The sequence below is a fragment of the Hymenobacter sp. 5516J-16 genome (assembly GCF_022919335.1).
Classification (GTDB): Bacteria; Bacteroidota; Bacteroidia; order Cytophagales; family Hymenobacteraceae; genus Hymenobacter; species Hymenobacter sublimis.
On the sequence record NZ_CP095058.1, the window covers coordinates 737,133 to 755,102 of the forward strand.

General features: G+C 59.2%; 13 protein-coding genes and 3 pseudogenes. All 16 read left to right on the forward strand.

Annotated elements, in window-relative coordinates:
- The first annotated feature begins 366 nt into the window (after positions 1-366).
- The 16 genes and pseudogenes from MUN84_RS03565 (at position 367) to MUN84_RS03640 (ending at position 17,937) form a co-directional block, all read left to right on the forward strand.
- Complete coding sequence (locus tag MUN84_RS03565; protein WP_244696678.1) at positions 367-1,350, forward strand: sugar phosphate isomerase/epimerase family protein; 984 nt, start codon at positions 367-369, stop codon at positions 1,348-1,350.
- A gap of 13 nt (positions 1,351-1,363) precedes the next feature.
- Positions 1,364-3,039 (forward strand): annotated as a pseudogene (locus MUN84_RS03570) (GMC oxidoreductase).
- A gap of 12 nt (positions 3,040-3,051) precedes the next feature.
- Entirely contained in the window at positions 3,052-3,651 is a 600-nt protein-coding gene (locus tag MUN84_RS03575; RefSeq protein ID WP_244696679.1) for a gluconate 2-dehydrogenase subunit 3 family protein, read from the forward strand.
- A gap of 220 nt (positions 3,652-3,871) precedes the next feature.
- Complete coding sequence (locus MUN84_RS03580) at positions 3,872-5,023, forward strand: Gfo/Idh/MocA family protein (protein WP_244696680.1); 1,152 nt, start codon at positions 3,872-3,874, stop codon at positions 5,021-5,023.
- Positions 5,024-5,029: 6 nt separating this feature from the next.
- Positions 5,030-6,082, forward strand: coding sequence for a sugar phosphate isomerase/epimerase family protein (locus MUN84_RS03585; protein WP_244696681.1), 1,053 nt, complete (start codon positions 5,030-5,032; stop codon positions 6,080-6,082).
- A gap of 18 nt (positions 6,083-6,100) precedes the next feature.
- The gene (locus tag MUN84_RS03590) at positions 6,101-6,574 is read left to right on the forward strand and encodes a c-type cytochrome (protein WP_244696682.1); all 474 of its coding nucleotides are present in this window, start codon (positions 6,101-6,103) and stop codon (positions 6,572-6,574) included.
- Between the two features lie 147 nt (positions 6,575-6,721).
- Positions 6,722-7,978: a nucleoside permease gene (locus tag MUN84_RS03595; RefSeq protein WP_244696683.1), complete on the forward strand. Its 1,257-nt coding sequence runs from the start codon at positions 6,722-6,724 to the stop codon at positions 7,976-7,978.
- Positions 7,979-7,982: 4 nt separating this feature from the next.
- Positions 7,983-8,870 (forward strand): hydroxypyruvate isomerase family protein, encoded by an 888-nt coding sequence (locus MUN84_RS03600; protein WP_244696684.1) that lies wholly within the window; start codon positions 7,983-7,985, stop codon positions 8,868-8,870.
- Between the two features lie 123 nt (positions 8,871-8,993).
- Entirely contained in the window at positions 8,994-9,767 is a 774-nt protein-coding gene (locus MUN84_RS03605) for a DUF1080 domain-containing protein (RefSeq protein ID WP_244696685.1), read from the forward strand.
- 244 nt (positions 9,768-10,011) lie between these two features.
- On the forward strand, positions 10,012-10,287 hold the full coding sequence (locus MUN84_RS03610) for a circadian clock KaiB family protein (RefSeq protein WP_244696686.1): 276 nt from the start codon (positions 10,012-10,014) through the stop codon (positions 10,285-10,287).
- 173 nt (positions 10,288-10,460) lie between these two features.
- Positions 10,461-11,516, forward strand: coding sequence for a LacI family DNA-binding transcriptional regulator (locus MUN84_RS03615; protein ID WP_244696687.1), 1,056 nt, complete (start codon positions 10,461-10,463; stop codon positions 11,514-11,516).
- Between the two features lie 56 nt (positions 11,517-11,572).
- The gene (locus tag MUN84_RS03620) at positions 11,573-12,076 is read left to right on the forward strand and encodes a phosphoheptose isomerase (protein WP_244696688.1); all 504 of its coding nucleotides are present in this window, start codon (positions 11,573-11,575) and stop codon (positions 12,074-12,076) included.
- A 427-nt stretch (positions 12,077-12,503) separates the two neighbouring features.
- Positions 12,504-13,726 (forward strand): annotated as a pseudogene (locus tag MUN84_RS03625) (chloride channel protein).
- Positions 13,717-14,765, forward strand: a pseudogene (locus MUN84_RS03630) (Atu2307/SP_0267 family LLM class monooxygenase). Before MUN84_RS03625 ends, MUN84_RS03630 begins: the two co-directional pseudogenes overlap by 10 nt.
- A gap of 139 nt (positions 14,766-14,904) precedes the next feature.
- The gene (locus tag MUN84_RS03635; protein ID WP_244696689.1) at positions 14,905-16,038 is read left to right on the forward strand and encodes a helix-turn-helix domain-containing protein; all 1,134 of its coding nucleotides are present in this window, start codon (positions 14,905-14,907) and stop codon (positions 16,036-16,038) included.
- Positions 16,039-16,497: 459 nt separating this feature from the next.
- Positions 16,498-17,937: a serine hydrolase domain-containing protein gene (locus MUN84_RS03640; RefSeq protein ID WP_244696690.1), complete on the forward strand. Its 1,440-nt coding sequence runs from the start codon at positions 16,498-16,500 to the stop codon at positions 17,935-17,937.
- Positions 17,938-17,970 lie beyond the last annotated feature (33 nt).

Consider the following 17,970-nt stretch of genomic DNA (forward strand, 5'->3'; position numbering starts at 1 on the left):
CACTCACTGGGCAGATTTTAGCTTTATCCTGGGTAAGTAACTGCTGGTTTGTTAATAAAAAGCAAACCAACGTATTAAGATTACGGGTGTGCTGTAAGTGTATGCTCCTACGCGGGAAAATTGCGTTGCAGGCTGCAACGGACCCATATGTAAGGCCCGCGTGTGTAGTAAGTGTATAAGCCTTGGCTTACAGCCCTTTATTATGCTTTGCAAGGGGTTAATAATGCTTGGATTCTCGACAGAAGGAATAATACATTGGCGGTAGCTAGACGGGTAGAATCCCTGTGGTGTGGCATTTTTCACACGATACGTGGGCTTTGTTTTTTGCTGCTGTCTACGTTTCGCGCCTTCTTATTCCTTTCTTCTATGAGTACATCCCGCCGTGCTTTTGTAAAGTCTGCCGGCCTGCTTTCGGCAGGTGCTTTTCTGGCTCCTTCCTTAGTAGCTGCCGCTGCTTCCGCCCCCAAGTCTTACATCGGTCTGCAGCTATACACCGTCCGCGACGCCATGCAGAAGGACCCAGCGGGAACACTGGCCCAGGTGGCGCAGTTGGGCTATACTTCCGTGGAGGGCGCTACCTACACGGGCAGCCAGAACTTCTACGGCATGACACCGGCCGCCTTTGCCAAGCAGCTCAAGCAGGCAGGCCTGATCATGCCCAGCAGCCACTACCGCCTCGGCGAGGAGCAATACCAAAACCAGCCGGTACAGGGCACCATGCTCTACGGCTGGGACAAAGCCGTGGACGATGCGGCCCAGGCCGGGGTAAAGTACATGGTGTGCGCCTACCTCTCGGAGGCGGAGCGCGGCAACCTCGACCACTACAAGCTGCTAGCCGACCGCCTCAATAAGGCCGGGGAACGGTGCAAGAAGGCCGGCCTGCAGATGTGCTACCACAACCACGACTTCGAGTTTATGCCCCTGGAGGGCCAGGTGCCCTACGACGTGCTGCTCCGTGCTACCGACAAGGACTTGGTGAAGATGGAGCTGGACCTGTACTGGGCCACCAAAGCTGGCAAGGACCCCGTGGCCCTGTTTCAGCAGCACCCCGGCCGCTTCCCGCTTTGGCACGTGAAGGACATGGACAAGACGCCCAAGCGCGACTTCACGGAGGTCGGCAGCGGGGTCATCGACTTCAAGCGCATCTTCGCCCAGGCCGGCAAATCGGGCATGAAGTACTTTTTCGTGGAGCAAGACCAAACGCCCGGCTCCCCTTCGACAGCATCAAGAAAAGCATCACCCACATCAAGCACACCCTGGTATAAAGCAGGTGCTGCTTGTTGGTTTATTCCACCTGAAAATCAGCAACTAACAAGCCGCACCTACCCGCCAGAAACTACGCTACCTTAATTCCCACAAGTACATGGCAAATAACACGTACGATGCAATTGTCATCGGCTCCGGCATTTCGGGCGGCATGGCCGCCAAGGAGCTGACGGAGAAGGGCCTGAAAACCATCATGCTGGAGCGGGGCCGCAACGTAGAGCACATCAAAGACTACGTGAATGCCAACGCAGCGCCCTGGGAGCTACCCCACCGCGGGGGCAAAACCCAGCAGATGATCAAGGACTACCCCGTCCTGGGTCGGGACTACACCCTGAACGAGAGTAACCTTGATTTCTGGGTAAATGAGAAGGAAAGCCCCTACGTGGAGGTCAAGCCCTTCGACTGGTTTCGGGGCTACCAGGTGGGCGGCCGCTCCCTGATGTGGGGCGGCAGTCGTACCGCTGGAGCGACTATGACTTCGAGGCCAACGCTAAGGATGGGGTAGCCGTCGATTGGCCCATCCGCTACAAGGACCTGGCACCCTGGTACGGCCACGCCGAGCGGTTCGCGGGCATCAGCGGCAACCGGGACGGCCTACCCCAGCTCCCCGATGGCGACTTTATGCCGCCCATGGAAATGAACTGCGTGGAAAAAGACGTAGCCGCCCGCATCAAGAAAAACTACAAGGACCGCCACATGGTGATTGGGCGCACGGCCAACATCACCAAGCCCCATAACAACCGCACCAACTGCCAGTACCGCAACAAGTGCTGGCTGGGCTGCCCGTTCGGGGCCTATTTCAGCACCCAGTCGGCCAGCTTGCCGGCGGCGGTGGCCACGGGCAACCTCACGCTGCGGCCCCACTCCATCGTCACGCGCATCCTCTACGACAAGGACACCAAGCGGGCCAAGGGCGTGGAAGTGCTCGACGCGGAAACCAACCAGACCTACGAGTACTTCGCCAAAATCGTCTTCCTCAACGCTTCGGCCCTGAACTCAGCCTGGGTGCTGATGAACTCCGCCACCGACGTGTGGCCCGAGGGCCTGGGTAGCAGCAGCGGGGAGCTGGGCCACAACGTAATGGACCACCACTTCCGCGTCGGGGCCCACGGCGAGATGCCCGGCTACGAGGACAAATACGTGTACGGGCGGCGGGCCAACGGCATTTACGTGCCCCGCTTCCGCAACTTGTTCGGCGACAAGCGCGACTACATCCGGGGCTTTGGCTACCAGGGCGGAGCCGGCCGGGAAGGCTGGAGCCGGGAAATTGCCGAAATGAGCTTCGGCGGCGACTTCAAGGACGCCCTCACCGAGCCGGGCCAGTGGACCATGGGCCTGGGAGCCTTCGGTGAAACCCTCCCCTACCACGACAACCGCATCTTCCTCGACAAAACCAAGAAGGACAAGTGGGGCCTGCCGGTGCTGGCCATGGACGCTACCATCCGCGACAACGAGCAGAAAATGCGCATCGACATGATGCAGGATGCCCAGGAAATGCTGGAAAAGGCGGGCCTCAAAAACGTAAAAACCTACAACAACGGCTACAACATGGGCGGCGGCATCCACGAGATGGGCACCGCCCGCATGGGCCGCGACCCGAAAACCTCGGTGCTCAACCAGTACAACCAGGTCTGGGATGCGCCCAACGTGTACGTCACGGACGGGGCCTGCATGACCTCCGCGGCCTGCCAAAACCCCTCCCTCACCTACATGGCCCTCACGGCCCGCGCCGTCGACCACGCGGTGGGGGAATTGAAAAAGCAAAACGTCTAATATCAGCCTGTTATGAACAGAAGAGACGCAGTAGCCCGGGTGGCCCTCATCATGGGTGGCACCCTCATCGGGGGCGACTATTTCCTGACCAGCTGCTCCTCGCCCGAGGCGGAGAAAGAGAAAAAGGCCACGGTTAAGAAGCAGGAAAAGCCCTTTCTCAGCCAAGACCAGGTAGCCTACCTTAATGAGGTGGGCGAAACCATTCTGCCTACCACCAAAACGCCCGGCGCCAAAGCTGCCGACGTGGGGTCCTTTATGGCCATAATGGTGAAAGACTGCTACAAGCCGGAAGACCAACAGATTTTCCTGAAAGGCTTGACCCAGCTGGAGCAGGCCAGCCAAAAGAAAAACGGCAAGGGTTTTATGGAGCTGGACCCGGCCCAGCGCACGGCCCTACTCACGGCCCTCGACGCGGAGCAGAAAAACTATAGCAAAACCAAAACCCGGGAGGCGCCCAACCACTACTTCCGCATGATCAAGGAACTGACCTTGTTGGGCTACTTTACCTCCGAGACAGGCAGCACCAAGGCCCTGCGCTACCTGCCCGTGCCAGGCAAATACGACGGCTGCGTGCCGTATAAAAAAGGCGACCGGGCCTGGGCTACTACCTAGGGGCCGGATAGCAACGCGTGCCCTCGCTCTAGCCTTGAAACTCAGCATTTATCTGTCATTCCGAGCTGCGCGAGGAATCTGGATTACTCACAAGAAGCTGACCCAGATTCCTCGCGCTGCTCGGAACGACAGCCTAAACTCCGTCAGCAACAATTGAGACGCGAAGTGTTGCGTCTCTACTATCAGCAGATACAAAGAATGATCTGCGTACTTGAATAGCATGAAATTACGATTAGGCATGATTGGCGGCGGACAAGGCGCATTTATTGGCGCGGTTCATCGTCATGCCGCCGCCCTGGATGGCCTCTACGACTTGGTAGCCGGCGCCTTCAGCAGCAACCCCGAAACCTCCCGGGCCAGCGGGCAGCTGCTGGGGCTGGAGCCGGAACGCGTGTACGGCTCGTTTGAGGAGCTGATTCACGGGGAAACCCAACGGCCGGAAACGGAGCGGGTACAGGTGCTGTCCATCGTGACACCTAACCACTTGCACTTCGCCCCGGCCAAGCTGGCCTTGGAAAACGGCTTCCACGTCATCCTGGATAAGCCTATGACGTTTTCCCTGGCCGAAGCCAAGGAGTTGCAAGCCGTGGCGGAAGCCAGCAACTGCCGCTTCTGCCTGACGCACACCTACACCGGCTACCCCATGGTAAAGGAAGCGCGGCAGCTAGTAGCTTCCGGCGAGCTAGGTTCTATTCGTAAAGCCTACGTGGAGTACCCCCAGGGCTGGCTTAGCACCTTTGAGGAAGGCGGCAGTAACAAGCAGGCCGCCTGGCGCACCGACCCCGCCCGGAGCGGCGTGGCCGGGGCCATGGGCGACATTGGCACTCACGCCTTCAACCTGCTAGAATATGTGACTGGCCTACAGGTTAGCCAGCTGTGCGCCGACATTAACACGGTAGTACCCGGCCGCCAGCTCGATGACGACGGGGCCGTGCTGCTGCGCCTCTCGGGCGGAGCCAGTGGGGTGCTGGTAGCTACCCAAGTAGCGGCCGGCGAAGAAAACAACGTACGCCTGCGCGTGTACGGCGAAAAAGGCGGGCTGGAATGGCAGCAGGTTGATGCCAACACCCTGCTGGTGAAGTGGCTGGACCGACCCACGGAAATCCGCCGGACGGGCACGGGTTACGTCAGCTCCTACGCCCGCCATAACACCCGCACCCCGGCCGGCCACCCCGAGGGCTACCTCGAAGCCTTTGCCAACCTCTACCGCAACTTTGCCCTGAGTTTGCAAGCCGACCTAAGTGGCACTACTGCCCCGCCCGAAGCCCTGGACTACCCTGGCATTGCGGCGGGAGTGCGCGGCATGGCCTTCATTGAAAACGTCATTGCCTCGGGCCGCTCCGAGCAAAAGTGGACTGAGTTTACTGTATAACTGCGCATGAAAACCATCAAGGGACCTGCTATTTTCTTGGCGCAGTTCATTTCCGATCAGCCCCCATTCAACAGCTTGGAGTCCATCTGCCAGTGGGCTAGTAGCCTGGGCTTTAAAGGAGTACAACTCCCGACCCTAGACAGCCGCTTTATCGACCTGCAGCTGGCCGCCGAGAGCAAAATCTACGCCGACGAGCTAAAGGGCAAAGTGCAGGCGGCGGGGCTAGAAATCACCGAGCTTTCTACCCACCTGCAAGGCCAGTTGGTGGCCGTGAACCCCGCCTACGATCAACTGTTCGACGGCTTCGCGCCGGAAGTGGTGCGGGGCAACCCCCAAGCCCGCCAGGAGTGGGCCGTGCAACAGCTCAAATACGCCGCCAAAGCTTCCCAAAACCTGGGACTGACGGCCCACGCCACCTTCAGCGGGGCCCTGCTTTGGCCCATGGTTTACCCCTGGCCCCAGCGCCCGGCCGGCATCGTCGAAACTGGTTTCACGGAGCTGGCCCGGCGCTGGCTACCCATCCTGAACACTTTCGATGCGTGCGGCGTGGACGTGTGCTACGAGGTGCACGCCGGCGAGGACCTGCACGACGGCATCAGCTACGAAATGTTTCTCGACAAAGTGCAGCAGCATCCGCGCGCCTGCCTGCTCTACGACCCCTCCCACTTCGTGCTCCAGTGCCTGGACTACCTCGAGTACATTGACATTTACCACGAGCGAATTCGGGCCTTCCACGTCAAGGATGCCGAGTTTAACCCCACGGGCCGCCAGGGCGTGTACGGGGGCTACCAGAGCTGGCTCGACCGGGCCGGCCGCTTCCGCTCCCTCGGCGACGGGCAGGTCGATTTCAAAGCCGTTTTCAGCAAAATGGCCGCCTACGACTTCCCTGGCTGGGCCGTGCTGGAGTGGGAATGCGCCCTGAAACACCCCGAAGATGGGGCCCGCGAAGGGGCCACGTTCATCCAGAACCATATTATCCGCGTCACGGACAAAGCCTTTGACGATTTTGCGGCGGCTGGCACCGATGAAGCCCGCAACAAAACCCTGCTTGGTCTCTAACTACCCTGATTCCTTTCCATGAAAAACGCCATTCTACTCCTCAGCTTCTGCGCTAGCCTGGCCGCCTGCGGCTCTGGTTCCGAAAAGCCTGCTGCCAAGGAAGACTATACCCTGGCCGATACCGAAGAAACGCTGGACACCGACAGCACCACCGGCTCCAACGTAACGGCCGTGGCCCATCAGCCCCAGATAGATACCAACTCCACCAAAATCGGCACGGCCCCAACCGGGGGCGCGGTAGCCAAAGGAGCCAAGCTGATTGAGGGCGCCGACTGCACGGGTTGCCACCGCGAAAACGAGAAGCTGCTCGGGCCCGCCTACAAGGCCGTAGCCGAAAAATACCCCGCCACGGCCGCCAACGTCAGCATGCTGGCCGGCAAGGTCATAACCGGCGGCAAAGGCAACTGGGGCGACATCGCCATGACCCCGCACCCCGGCCTGTCCAAAGCCGACGCCGAGGAAATGGTGCGTTATATCCTGAGTCTGAAGTAGTCTATAGGAGCAAGCAACGATTTGCTACGCTTACCCAGATCAAGCAGGACAACTACCGTGATGCTGTAAGCAGGACAAATCCTTTGGTCCACTTACAAAGCGGTTTGTCGCCCCATTCAAGCCCACCTTCCCCTATTCCCACCGCTTATGAATACCACTACCCGGATTAAGCTGTCCATCATGATGTTCCTGGAGTTTTTCATCTGGGGCGCGTGGTTCGTGACGCTGGGGACCTATTTGCTGCGCAACCTAAGTGCCTCCGGCACGCAAGTAGGGGTTGCGTTTCTGACCCAGTCCATTGGGGCCATTGTGGCGCCGTTTATCATCGGGCTGATTGCCGACCGGTTTTTCTCGGCCCAGAAGATTCTCGGGGTGCTGCACCTGGCCGGCGCCCTGCTGCTCTGGCGCGCCTCCACGGCCCCCGACTTCAGCTCTTTCTACCCGAGCATCCTGACCTACATGATTCTGTATATGCCCACGCTGGCCCTGGTCAACTCCATTGCGTTTCGGCAGATGCAGAATCCGCAGAAGGAGTTTGCCACCATCCGGGTGCTGGGTACATTGGGCTGGATTGTAGCCGGCCTAACTATTGGGTGGCTGAATTGGGAGCAGAGCGGTAGCCTGCAGGCTACCTTCCTGATGGCGGCCGGCGCTTCGGCCCTGCTGGGGGTGTTCAGCTTTACGCTGCCCGCTACCCCGCCCGTAAAGCGCGGTCAAGCCAGCTCCCTGGGCGATATGCTGGGCCTAGATGCCATCGGCTTGCTGAAGAACCGCTCCTACCTTATCTTCTTTCTGGCCTCCATTGCCATCTGCATTCCGCTGGCCTTTTACTACGGCTTCACCAACCCCTTCCTGAACGAAGTAGGCATGAAAGCCGCCGCCGGCGTGCAGAGCTTGGGGCAAGTATCGGAACTGCTGTTTATGCTCTTGATTCCGGTGTTTTTCAGCCGCCTGGGCGTGAAGAAAATGCTGGCCATTGGCATGCTGGCCTGGGTGTTGCGCTACGTATTCTTTGCCTACGGCAACGCCGAAAGCAACTACTGGATGCTGATTATAGGCATTGTGCTGCACGGTATCTGCTACGACTTTTTCTTCGTAACGGGCCAGATTTACACCGATAACCTGGCCGGGGAACGGTTTAAAAGCTCGGCCCAGGGTTTTATCACCCTGGCTACCTACGGGGTAGGCATGCTCATCGGCACCCTGCTTTCGGGCCGCATCTTCGACAGCTACCAGACCCCCGGCGGCACCCACGACTGGCGCATGATCTGGCTGATTCCGGCCGCCATTGCGGGAGGTGTAGTGCTGCTGTTCCTGCTCATGTTCAAGGACCGCGCCCAGCCCCAGGCCACTGAACAGGCCTCCGTTGATGCGGCTCCCACCTTGGCAACCCAAGCTACCTAGCCCCATGAGCACCTGGAACCGCCGCTCTGCACTTAAAGGTCTGCTCACTACCACGGCCGCCGTCGGAACCCTGGGTATTGCCAGTGCCTGCGCCCCCGATGACCGACGAGCCCAACCGCCTACTACCTTGAAAAACAGCTTCAAGCACTCCGTGTGCCGCTGGTGCTTCCAGGACCTGCCCCTGGAGCAGCTTTGCGCAGCCGCCAAGGAAATGGGCATCCAGGGGATTGACCTGGTGGGGCCGAAGGAGTGGCCGACGCTGAAGAAATACGGCCTCGACTCGCCCATGTGCAACGGGGCCGAAATCAACCTTACCGACGGCTTCAACGACCCACGGTTTCACGCCCAGCTACAGAAGCAGTACGCCGAGATGATTCCGCGGGTAGCCCAGGCCGGCTACACTAACTTGATTTGCTTTAGCGGCAGCCGCCGGGGCCTTTCGGATGAAGCCGGTTGGACGAACTGCGTGCGGGGCCTGCAGCCCCTAGTGAAGCTGGCCGCCCAGCACAAGGTAGTGCTGGTCATGGAGCTGCTCAACAGCAAAATCGACCACAAAGACTACCAGTGCGACCGAACCGCTTGGGGCGTGGAGCTGGCCAAGCGCCTGGGCTCCGAAAACTTTAAGCTGCTCTACGACATCTACCACATGCAAATCAATGAGGGCGACGTGATTCGCACCCTCACGGAGTACCACCCCTACATTGCCCACTACCACACGGCCGGCGTGCCGGGCCGCCACGAAATCGGGGACAGCCAGGAGCTAAATTACCCGGCCATTATGCGCGCCATCAAAGCCACCGGCTTCCAAGGGTACGTCGCCCAGGAGTTCATGCCCCAGCAAGCCGATAAGCTGGCCTCCCTGCGCCAAGCCATTCAGCTGTGTGATGTATAATGTCATTCCGAGCGTAGCGAGGAATCTGGGTTCATATTTCAGGAGATAAATCCAGATTCCTCGCTACGCTCGGAATGACCCGTTCAACTGACTTCCATCGATTTCCTACCTGCCCTGCTTTCTATGAAGCCTGCTGTCCTCGTTTCTGCGTTTCTGCTTAGCACTCCCCTCATGACTCAGGCCCAACAAACCGGCAAACCCGAAGCCACCGAAGTGTGGGAGCCCGTGCCAAAGAGCGTAGCGGCTACTCCCAGTTTCCCGCCGCCACCCGCTGACGCCCTGGTGCTATTTAATGGCAAAGACCTAAGCCAGTGGGTGTCAACGGAAAACCGCGCTGCGCCGGCCAAATGGAAGGTAGCGGGCGGGTTGCTGACGGTGGACAAGGCCAACGGCAACATCGAAACCAAACAGACTTTCACTAATTACCAGCTGCACCTGGAATGGCGCATTCCGGCTACCATTGAAGGCACCGGCCAAGTGCGCGGCAACAGCGGCGTGTTTCTGGCTTCCCTAGGCAAGGGCGACCTAGGCTACGAGCTACAGATTCTGGACTCCTACCAGAACAAAACCTACGTGAACGGCATGGCCGGTAGCATCTACAAGCAGCACGTGCCCCTGGCCAACCCCGCCCGCAAGCCCGGCGAGTGGCAGAGCTACGATGTACTTTGGACAGCTCCCGTTTTTAAGGCCGATGGCTCGGTGCAGGCGCCAGCCCGCGTGACGGTGCTCTTCAACGGGGTAGTGGTGCAGCATAACGTGGCGCTTTCGGGGCCAACGCTTTACATCGGGCAGCCCAGCTACCAACAAGCCCACGGTCCCACTCCCATCAAGCTCCAGGCGCACGGCGACAAAAGTGAGCCCATCAGCTACCGCAACATTTGGGTGCGAAAACTGTAATAGTACCCGGTTAGGTAGCCTCCCATTACTGGCTATATGTAAGCGCTGCCCGCCGTAAGGTTATCCTTATGGCGGGCAGACGCGTAAAAGCCCGGGTAGTTTCGTTGCGGAGCGCCAAAGGGATAAGCCACCTTTTGCAGGTTTTCGGGGCTGGCTTCCTGAGCCGTACTCTCTTTGGCTGTATTTGTTAGCGTGCGTCTTGTATATGGTACCTTTCCCTGTTTCTGCCGGACAAGACCTTCCCTTGGTTGAATTGGAATACGAGTTGCACCTATTTGTGGTGGGTAGCACCGCCAAGTCCTTGCGCGCCCTAGCCAATATTCAGCGCATATGCGCGCATTATCTCTCGGGCCGGCATACCCTGGATGTGGTTGACCTGAATGAACATCCCGAGCGTGCCGGCCAGGAAGGCCTGCTTGGTATTCCCTGCCTAGTGAAAAAACGGCCGGGCTTGGTTCGTCAGCTGGTGGGTGATTTATCGGATCAGGAGCGGGTGCTGAAGGCCTTAAGTTTAGAGTAACGCGCGCAATTACCTGGGGTGTGCGTGCTGCTGCGCTACCCAGGCTACGGAGCAACGAGGGGCGGGCCCGGCTGGAGCTTTTTGCGGGTTTACAAGTTTTTTGTGGCTCACTTGCCGTCTGGGTTGTTACTTGCCACGGGAGCACCGCCTGTTCTCTGTGAAGGCACCACTTTATGGCCGTTAAAAAGCAGCAAACTTCCCTTCGAGACTTAGCCCAGCAGCTGAACCTGTCCACATCCACCGTCTCAAGGGCCCTGGCCGACCACCGGGATATTGGGGAAGCCACCAAAGAGCGGGTGCGGCGCCTGGCCCAGGAGCTGAACTACCGCCCCAACCAACTGGCCGCGGCCCTGCGCAAGGGCCACAGCAAAACTCTCGGCGTCATTGTGCCCCACATCAAGGGCTACTTTTTTCCGGCCGTTATGAATGGCATTGAGAAGGTAGCCACCCGCGAAGGCTTCAACGTGCTGCTGTGCCAGTCCAACGAAGACGTCCGGCGCGAGCAGCGTAATATTGAAACCCTGCTGGCGGCCCAGGTAGAAGGCATTCTGATGTCGGTGTCGGCTACTACCCTCGACCAGGTGCAGCACTTTGAGCAGGTCCGGCGGCAAGGCACGCCGCTGGTATTCTTTGACCGGGCCCCGGATTTGCCTCGCAGCATGGCCGTGGTGCTCGATGACTTTCAGGGGGCCTACCAGGCCGTACGCCACCTAATTGAGCAGGGCTGCACCCGCATTGCCCATCTGGCCGGTCCGCAGCACCTGAACACCAGCCGCAACCGTTTTTTAGGCTATAAAGCTGCCCTGGAGGCTCACGGCCTACCCTTCGATGAGCAGCACGTGTATTCCCTGCCGGCCTTAACCCACGACGCCGGCCGCCTGGCCATGCAACACCTGCTGGCCCTAGTGCCGGACCTAGACGGGGTGTTTGCCGCCTACGCCATTCCCTCCGTTGGGGCCCTGGAAGTGTTGCGGGAGAAACCCGTGCGCGTACCCCAGGACATTGCCTTGGCCTGCTTCAGCAACGAGCCCTTCACTACCATGACGGAGCCCCACCTGACGGTAGTAGACCAGCGGGCGGAGCAAATGGGCGAAACGGCCGTGCGCCTGTTTCTGCAGCTGCTCAAGCGCGGCCCGGCCTACGAACCGCCCCACCTCATTCTAAAGCCCGAGCTTATTATCCGCACTTCCTCCCTGCACCGTTCGCAGGAGCCGCAGCCGGCACGCTAAGCCGCTGCTGCCGAGCTTGTTTTTGCTTTTACTTTCTTATTTCTTTTACTCCGCGTATGAGCTCTGAACTGTCCAAACCACAGGTATTTGAGCAGATTGAAGCGCAGCTCCAGCAGCAGGGCTTTGGCATTACCCAACGAGACCAGACGCGCCCCTGGGGTGGCTTCTTCGTTATCGATGAAAACCAGGCCCAGCAATTCGCCGACACGTATTTCGACGGCCTGTCGGTGGATGACTTACGCATTTCGGGCAAGCTAAGTCCGAAAGTGCTGTTGGTAGCTCCGCATCAGCGCCTCTCGTGGCAGTATCATTACCGCCGCGCCGAAATCTGGCGGGTAGTAGAAGGCACGGTGGGCATCATCACCAGCCCGACTGATGAGGAAGGCGAGTTGAAAACCTACGGCCCGGGCGAGCAAATTACCCTGCAGCAAGGCGAGCGGCACCGCCTCATTGGCCTCGATGGCTGGGGCACCATTGCCGAGATATGGCAGCACACCGATGCCAGCCAGCCTTCCGACGAAAACGATATTGTGCGCGTTCAGGACGATTTCGGCCGCTAAGCTGTTCAACGCCTTTGTGCTCAGGGCCGCCTACCCCACGGCCGGGTAGGCAGGTTAGGCTCTTTCGGTTTTCGTTTCGCACGCATTGCCTTCCTTGTTAGCGTTGGGCCTGCGGCTCGCGCTTTCGACGAAACGCCAGCTGCAGGCCCAACTTCCAGGCGGACCGCTTCTGAACTGGGGCGTTGGCAGCATTTTTCACCTGTTTGTGGCTCCTTTTCAATCCCGCTTCTCGTTTGTGAGGGCTGCCCTACCCCAGGAGCCGCTGCAGCAACTGCTGTTTCTGGGCCGGTGGGGGCTGATCTGCGCTGTCGTGGGCCTGTTGGTGGGTTCGGCTTCGGCCTTCTTTCTGCTGGCCCTTGATTACGTTACGGCATGGCGAGAGGCGCACCCCGCTGTTATCTGGCTGCTTCCCGCCGGGGGCTTCCTGGTGGGGGCTACCTACCACTACTGGGGGCAGCAGGTAGGTAGCGGCAACAACCTGCTTCTGGAGGAAATTCATAACCCACGGCGGGTGATACCGCTGCGCATGGCGCCGCTCGTGCTATTCGGGACGCTGGCCACGCACTTGTTCGGCGGCTCGGCCGGGCGCGAAGGCACCGCGGTTCAGCTAGGCGGTACCCTGGCCGACCAACTCACGCGCCTGCTCGGCTTGCGCCCCCGCGACCGTAAAATTCTGCTGATTGCGGGTATCAGTGCCGGGTTTGCCTCGGTGTTCGGCACGCCCCTGGCGGGGGCCTTGTTCGGGCTGGAGGTTTTTCTGATTGGCGCCATCCGGTATGAGGCCATTGGGCCGAGCTTTCTGGCCGCCATCCTTGCCGACCTGGTTACGCGCGCTTGGGGCGTGGGTCACACCCCGTACCCGCAGTTGGAAACCGGGGGGTCACCGCCCTAAATCTCTTGCTGACTGCCGGCTGCGGGCTACTGTTTGGCCTTGTGGCCCGCAGCTTCGCCGCCCTCACGCATCTGGTTAGCCGCTGGTTTGCCCAGATTTCCTACCCTCCGCTGCGGCCCGCTCTGGGCGGCTTGCTGGTGGCGCTGGCCGTGGCTGCGCTTGGTACAACCAAGTATATCGGCCTGGGCATTCCTACCCTTGTGGCTGCTTTCCGGACCCCGCTTCCACCCCAAGACTTCCTGCTCAAACTGGCGCTGACGGCCCTCACTTTGGGGTGCGGCTTCAAGGGCGGAGAGGTTACGCCGTTGTTTTTTATTGGAGCGACCCTGGGCTCAGCCCTGGCGGTGGTGTTGCCGCTGCCCGTGGCCCTGCTGGCCGCCATGGGTTTTGTGGCCGTGTTTGCGGGAGCAGCTAACACGCCGCTGGCCTGTACCTTCATGGGGCTGGAGCTGTTTGGCGCCCAGGCCGGGGTGTACCTGGGCCTGACCTGCGTGGTAGCGTATTTATTCTCGGGGCACACCGGCATCTACGGGCGCAGGTGGTGGGGCAAGCCAAGCACCGACGCTTGGTCCGGGAGCAAAATCAGCGGCTACGTGACCTTGCCTCCGCACGCCAACGGGGCCTACCCAAGCCTCCTGGGTAATACTTGCCTCCGTAGGGCGGGCGTAGTTTGTGCGCGGCCCTACCCCTCTACTGCTCCCGCTGCTAGTTGCGGTGTAGCGCACTTAGTAACCTCAACAACAGCTTTATGCAAGTAGGAATCGACAGTTTCGCGGCCGCCCTTCTAGACAACGGGACCGGCACTACCCTTACTCGCTCCGAAGCAATGGGGCAGCTGCTCGACCGGATTGAGCGGGCCGATCAGGTGGGTCTGGACGTATTTGGTATTGGGGAGCATCACCGGCCGGAGTACCTTGACTCGGCAACGGCGGTTATTCTGGCCGCGGCCGCCGCCCGCACCCGGCGCATTCGCCTGACCAGCGCCGTTACGGTGCTCAGCGCGGCAGACCCGGTGCGGGTGTTCCAACAGTTTGCTACCCTCGACCTTCTTTCCCAGGGACGGGCCGAGCTGGTGGTGGGCCGGGGCTCTTCCATTGAAGCCTTCCCGCTCTTTGGCTTCGACCTCGACGACTACGACGCCTTATTTACCGAAAAGCTTGATCTGTTGCTCGCCATCCGGGCCCAGGAGCGCGTGCACTGGTCTGGCCGGTTTCGGCCCGCCCTGACGGGGCAGGGCATCTATCCGCGCCCCTGCAACAGCCGCTGCCCGTGTGGGTGGGCGTGGGAGGTACGCCCCAATCCTTTGCGCGCGCCGGTACGCTGGGCCTGCCCCTGATGGTGGCGGTTATTGGGGGTGAAACGCACTGCTTCCGCCCCCTGGTTGATTTGTACCGGGAAGCAGGAAGGCGGGCCGGCCACTCGGCCGAGCAGTTGCAGGTGGGCCTGCACTCCTTAGGCTACGTGGCCCTCACAACCGAACAAGCTCAGCAAGAGTTTTATCCGGGCTATGCCCGCACGTTTACCAGTCGGGCCCGGGAGCGGGGCGGCTCCCCCGTAACGCAGGCGCAGTTTATGGCCCAGGCGGGCCCGCTGGGAGCCTTGCTGGTTGGTAGCCCCGAGGAAGTAGCGGCCAAGATTCTGCGCCACAGTGAAGCGCTGGGCGGCATTTCGCGGGTCACCTTCCAGATGGACGTGGCTACCTTGCCCCACGACAGCCTGCTGCGCGCCATTGAGTTGCTTGGTACGCGCGTGGCCCCCCTGTTGCGGGCTGCTGCTCCGGCCGGGCCGCAAAGCTAGAACTAGGCAAATCAAGCGAAGAGCTAGGTAACGGTTGCTGCCGCCACAGGCCCGGTAGCCGCTATGAGAGGGGCGTGAAAAAGATCGTAACAGTCGCTGATTTGAATATCTTGGTAGCTTGCCTCCCTACCCCTCACTTATGCACGATACAAGTCTGATCCAGCTTATCAGTTTACTGGCTGTCTTTATTTCGTGTTTACTGGCCGTGTTTCTACTGACTGTCAGCACGAAAAACCGCCTGAGCAATGTGCTGTTCAGTGCGTTTATCCTGCTGAATGCAGCCGATATCAGCTCCTGGTTTCTGAACGATTTTTTGCAGCGCTACCCGGCAGTGCTCCTGTTTAAAATCACCCTGAACACGCTAATCAACCCCGCCTACTACCTGTATGTGTTGGCAGTTTGTTACGCTGATTTCCGGTTCCGGGCCAAGCACTGGTGGCACCTGCTACCCTTCGGCCTCCTTACCCTTGTACTGCTGCCGCGGTTTTATCTAGCCGATTTCGAGACTCAAACAGCGTTTCTGCACCAGTTCGAGGCAATGCCCGAAATTATCTTTAGCCGGGTACTAGGGCATTTGCAATTCGGGTTCTATACCGTTGCCGCCTTTCGCACCCTGCGGCGCTACCGGCGTACCTACGCGGAGAATTACGCTAACCCCTCCAGCATCACCTACCGCTGGTTGTTTCGTTTAACCCTGATCCTGACGTTTTTGCACGTTCTGGTACTGGTAAAACAAGCTTTGCGCTTTACCGCCTACCAGGAGCTGTTCACCGGCATGGAAGTGTGGGTGGGGCTCAATGCCACAGCCATGATGTGCTGGTGCGTACTCAAGGCCCTGCACCACCCCGAGCTTTTTCGCAGCATCGATTCAACCATCAAGCCCTTGGCAGAGGCCCCGTGCCCAACCCCAGCTACTGGGCCAGCCGCTCAGAGCCCAGAAATCGAGGCCCAGATTACCCGACTCCGGGCTTACATGGAGCAGGCAGAGCCCTACCTCAATGCGGAGCTAACCGTGCAAGAGTTGGCCCGGCAGGTCAACATGCCCGTGCGCGAACTGTCCTGGTTAATTAATCACCATCTAAATCAGCACTTCTTCGACTTCGTGAATAAGTACCGCATCACCAAGGCCCGGCACCTGCTGAAAGACCCGGCCCAGGGCAAAGTGACAGTCCTGGAGGTGCTCTACGCGGTTGGCTTCAACTCGAAATCCTCCTTTAACACCTCCTTCAAAAAGCACACTGGCCTAACTCCAACCCAGTACCGCACGGCCTAGGTGCAGCCTCCGCAGGCCACGTAACCGAGGCTGGCTCAGCGCCGCGCTCGATTTTAAATATCTGATTAAAAATCAGTTGCAAAAAGTCGAACGCCTCTTCGCCAAAGTCGAACGGTGTAGGTAGGAAAATAAATGGTTCGACTTTTTTAGTCCGTCGCGGCGGCGGATGTGGCTTCTCACTTTTGCTGGGCCTGGCGCCACTACCAGGTCATGTAAACGTAAGGAGCCATGTGCTATTCCCCACTGAGCCAACTAACGACCCCGTTTTTTTTACTACCCCTGCCCGCCCGCGCAAACCAAACCGTTGCCTGCCGCAGCTGGCAGCCCCGGTACCTAGCAGTACTACTTGGGCTGCTCTGCACGCTGGCCCTGTTCGCCTCTCCAACCCAAGCGGCGGAAATAGGATGGCCTGAACCGAGCCCAGGCCGGGCGGGGGCTCGGTTGCCGGCTGGCAAAACTGTGGAGCAAAAGCTAGCTTACTTCCTGAAGCTAACTGATTCGCTTCGGCAGCAGGCGCACAACCCCGGCATGGCCATTGCCATTCTGCACGACAAAAAACTGGTGTACAAGGGCGGCCTGGGCTACCGCGACGTAGCCAAACAGTTGCCGGTCACCGACAACACGCTATTTGAAATCGGCTCCTGTACCAAGGCCTTTGCCGGGGTGATTGCCGCTCAGCTGGTGCAGGAAGGCGTATTGAGTTGGGATGATAAAGTCCGCCGGCACTTGCCCGAATTCACGCTGGCAGATGCCTACGCCACCCAAAACGCTACCCTCCAAGATATCTTCACCCACCGAGTCGGGCTCGACCAACACTACTACCTGCTCTACGGGCCGGCATTTACCGGAAAGGAAGTACTAACGAAACTTCCCTTTCTGAGCTTTAATGGCACTTTCCGGGAGAAGTTTCTTTACAATAATCTGCTGTATATGGTGGCCGGCATTCTGGCAGAGCGAGCCACCGCTACCCCCTGGGAAGAGCTAGTCCGGCGCCGAATCTTTCAGCCCCTGGGCATGCACGCGTCGTTTGCTACCTCCCAGGAGTTCCTGCAGTATGCGGAGCATACCCTCAGCTACCGCAACGACGGCAAAACTATAGTGCCCCACACCAACCTAGATGCCAGCGGCGCGGCCGGCAGCATCAGCTCCACCATTACCGACATGGCCACTTGGCTAAGTATGTTGGTGAACAAGGGCGCGCTCGGCTCCCAGCCCTTCCTCTCGCCCCAGCAGTTTGCCTACCTGACCAGCCCCCTAACCGTGCGCAATGCCGCCGAGGAAATATTCTACGGCATTGGCTGGGATGTTGACACCAAGCGAAACATCATTTACCACGATGGCCGAACGGCCGGCCAAAGCAGCCGCATTTTATTGATGCCACAAAACGGGTTCGGCATCGTCATCATGTGCAACCAACAGACGGAGCTACAAAACCTGCTAATCCGTTATGCCACAAATATTTTCGTGGATGACAACTATGCAAGAATGACTGATTTCGAGCAGTTTGTTATTGCCAAGGCTAACAAGGCCAATGTCAAAGAACTGCTCACTCCTTTACCCATCCAGGACAAAACGGCTTTGGCCCTGCTCCCGGCCTGCACTGGTGAATATGTACATCCGGCTTATGGCACTATCACGCTTACCCAACCCGCTGCTAATCAGCTGCATTTTCAGTATTACGGCTTTCAAGGATTTGCCCAGCACCACCACAACCACCACTTCACGGCGCTAACTACCCACGATACCGGCCGCGACAAATTCGACTTCACAGTGCTGCAAGATGCCCAGCACCGGGTAACCGGCTTGGAGGTTGTACTTCCATTTACCAAACCCTTGCGCTTCGAAAAAGTACCCGCAAACAAGGCGTTACCCAAAGCTCGGAAGCCCTTAGGCAGGTAGTAAGCTTAGTCGGTGTTGGAGGTGAGGGCAGCG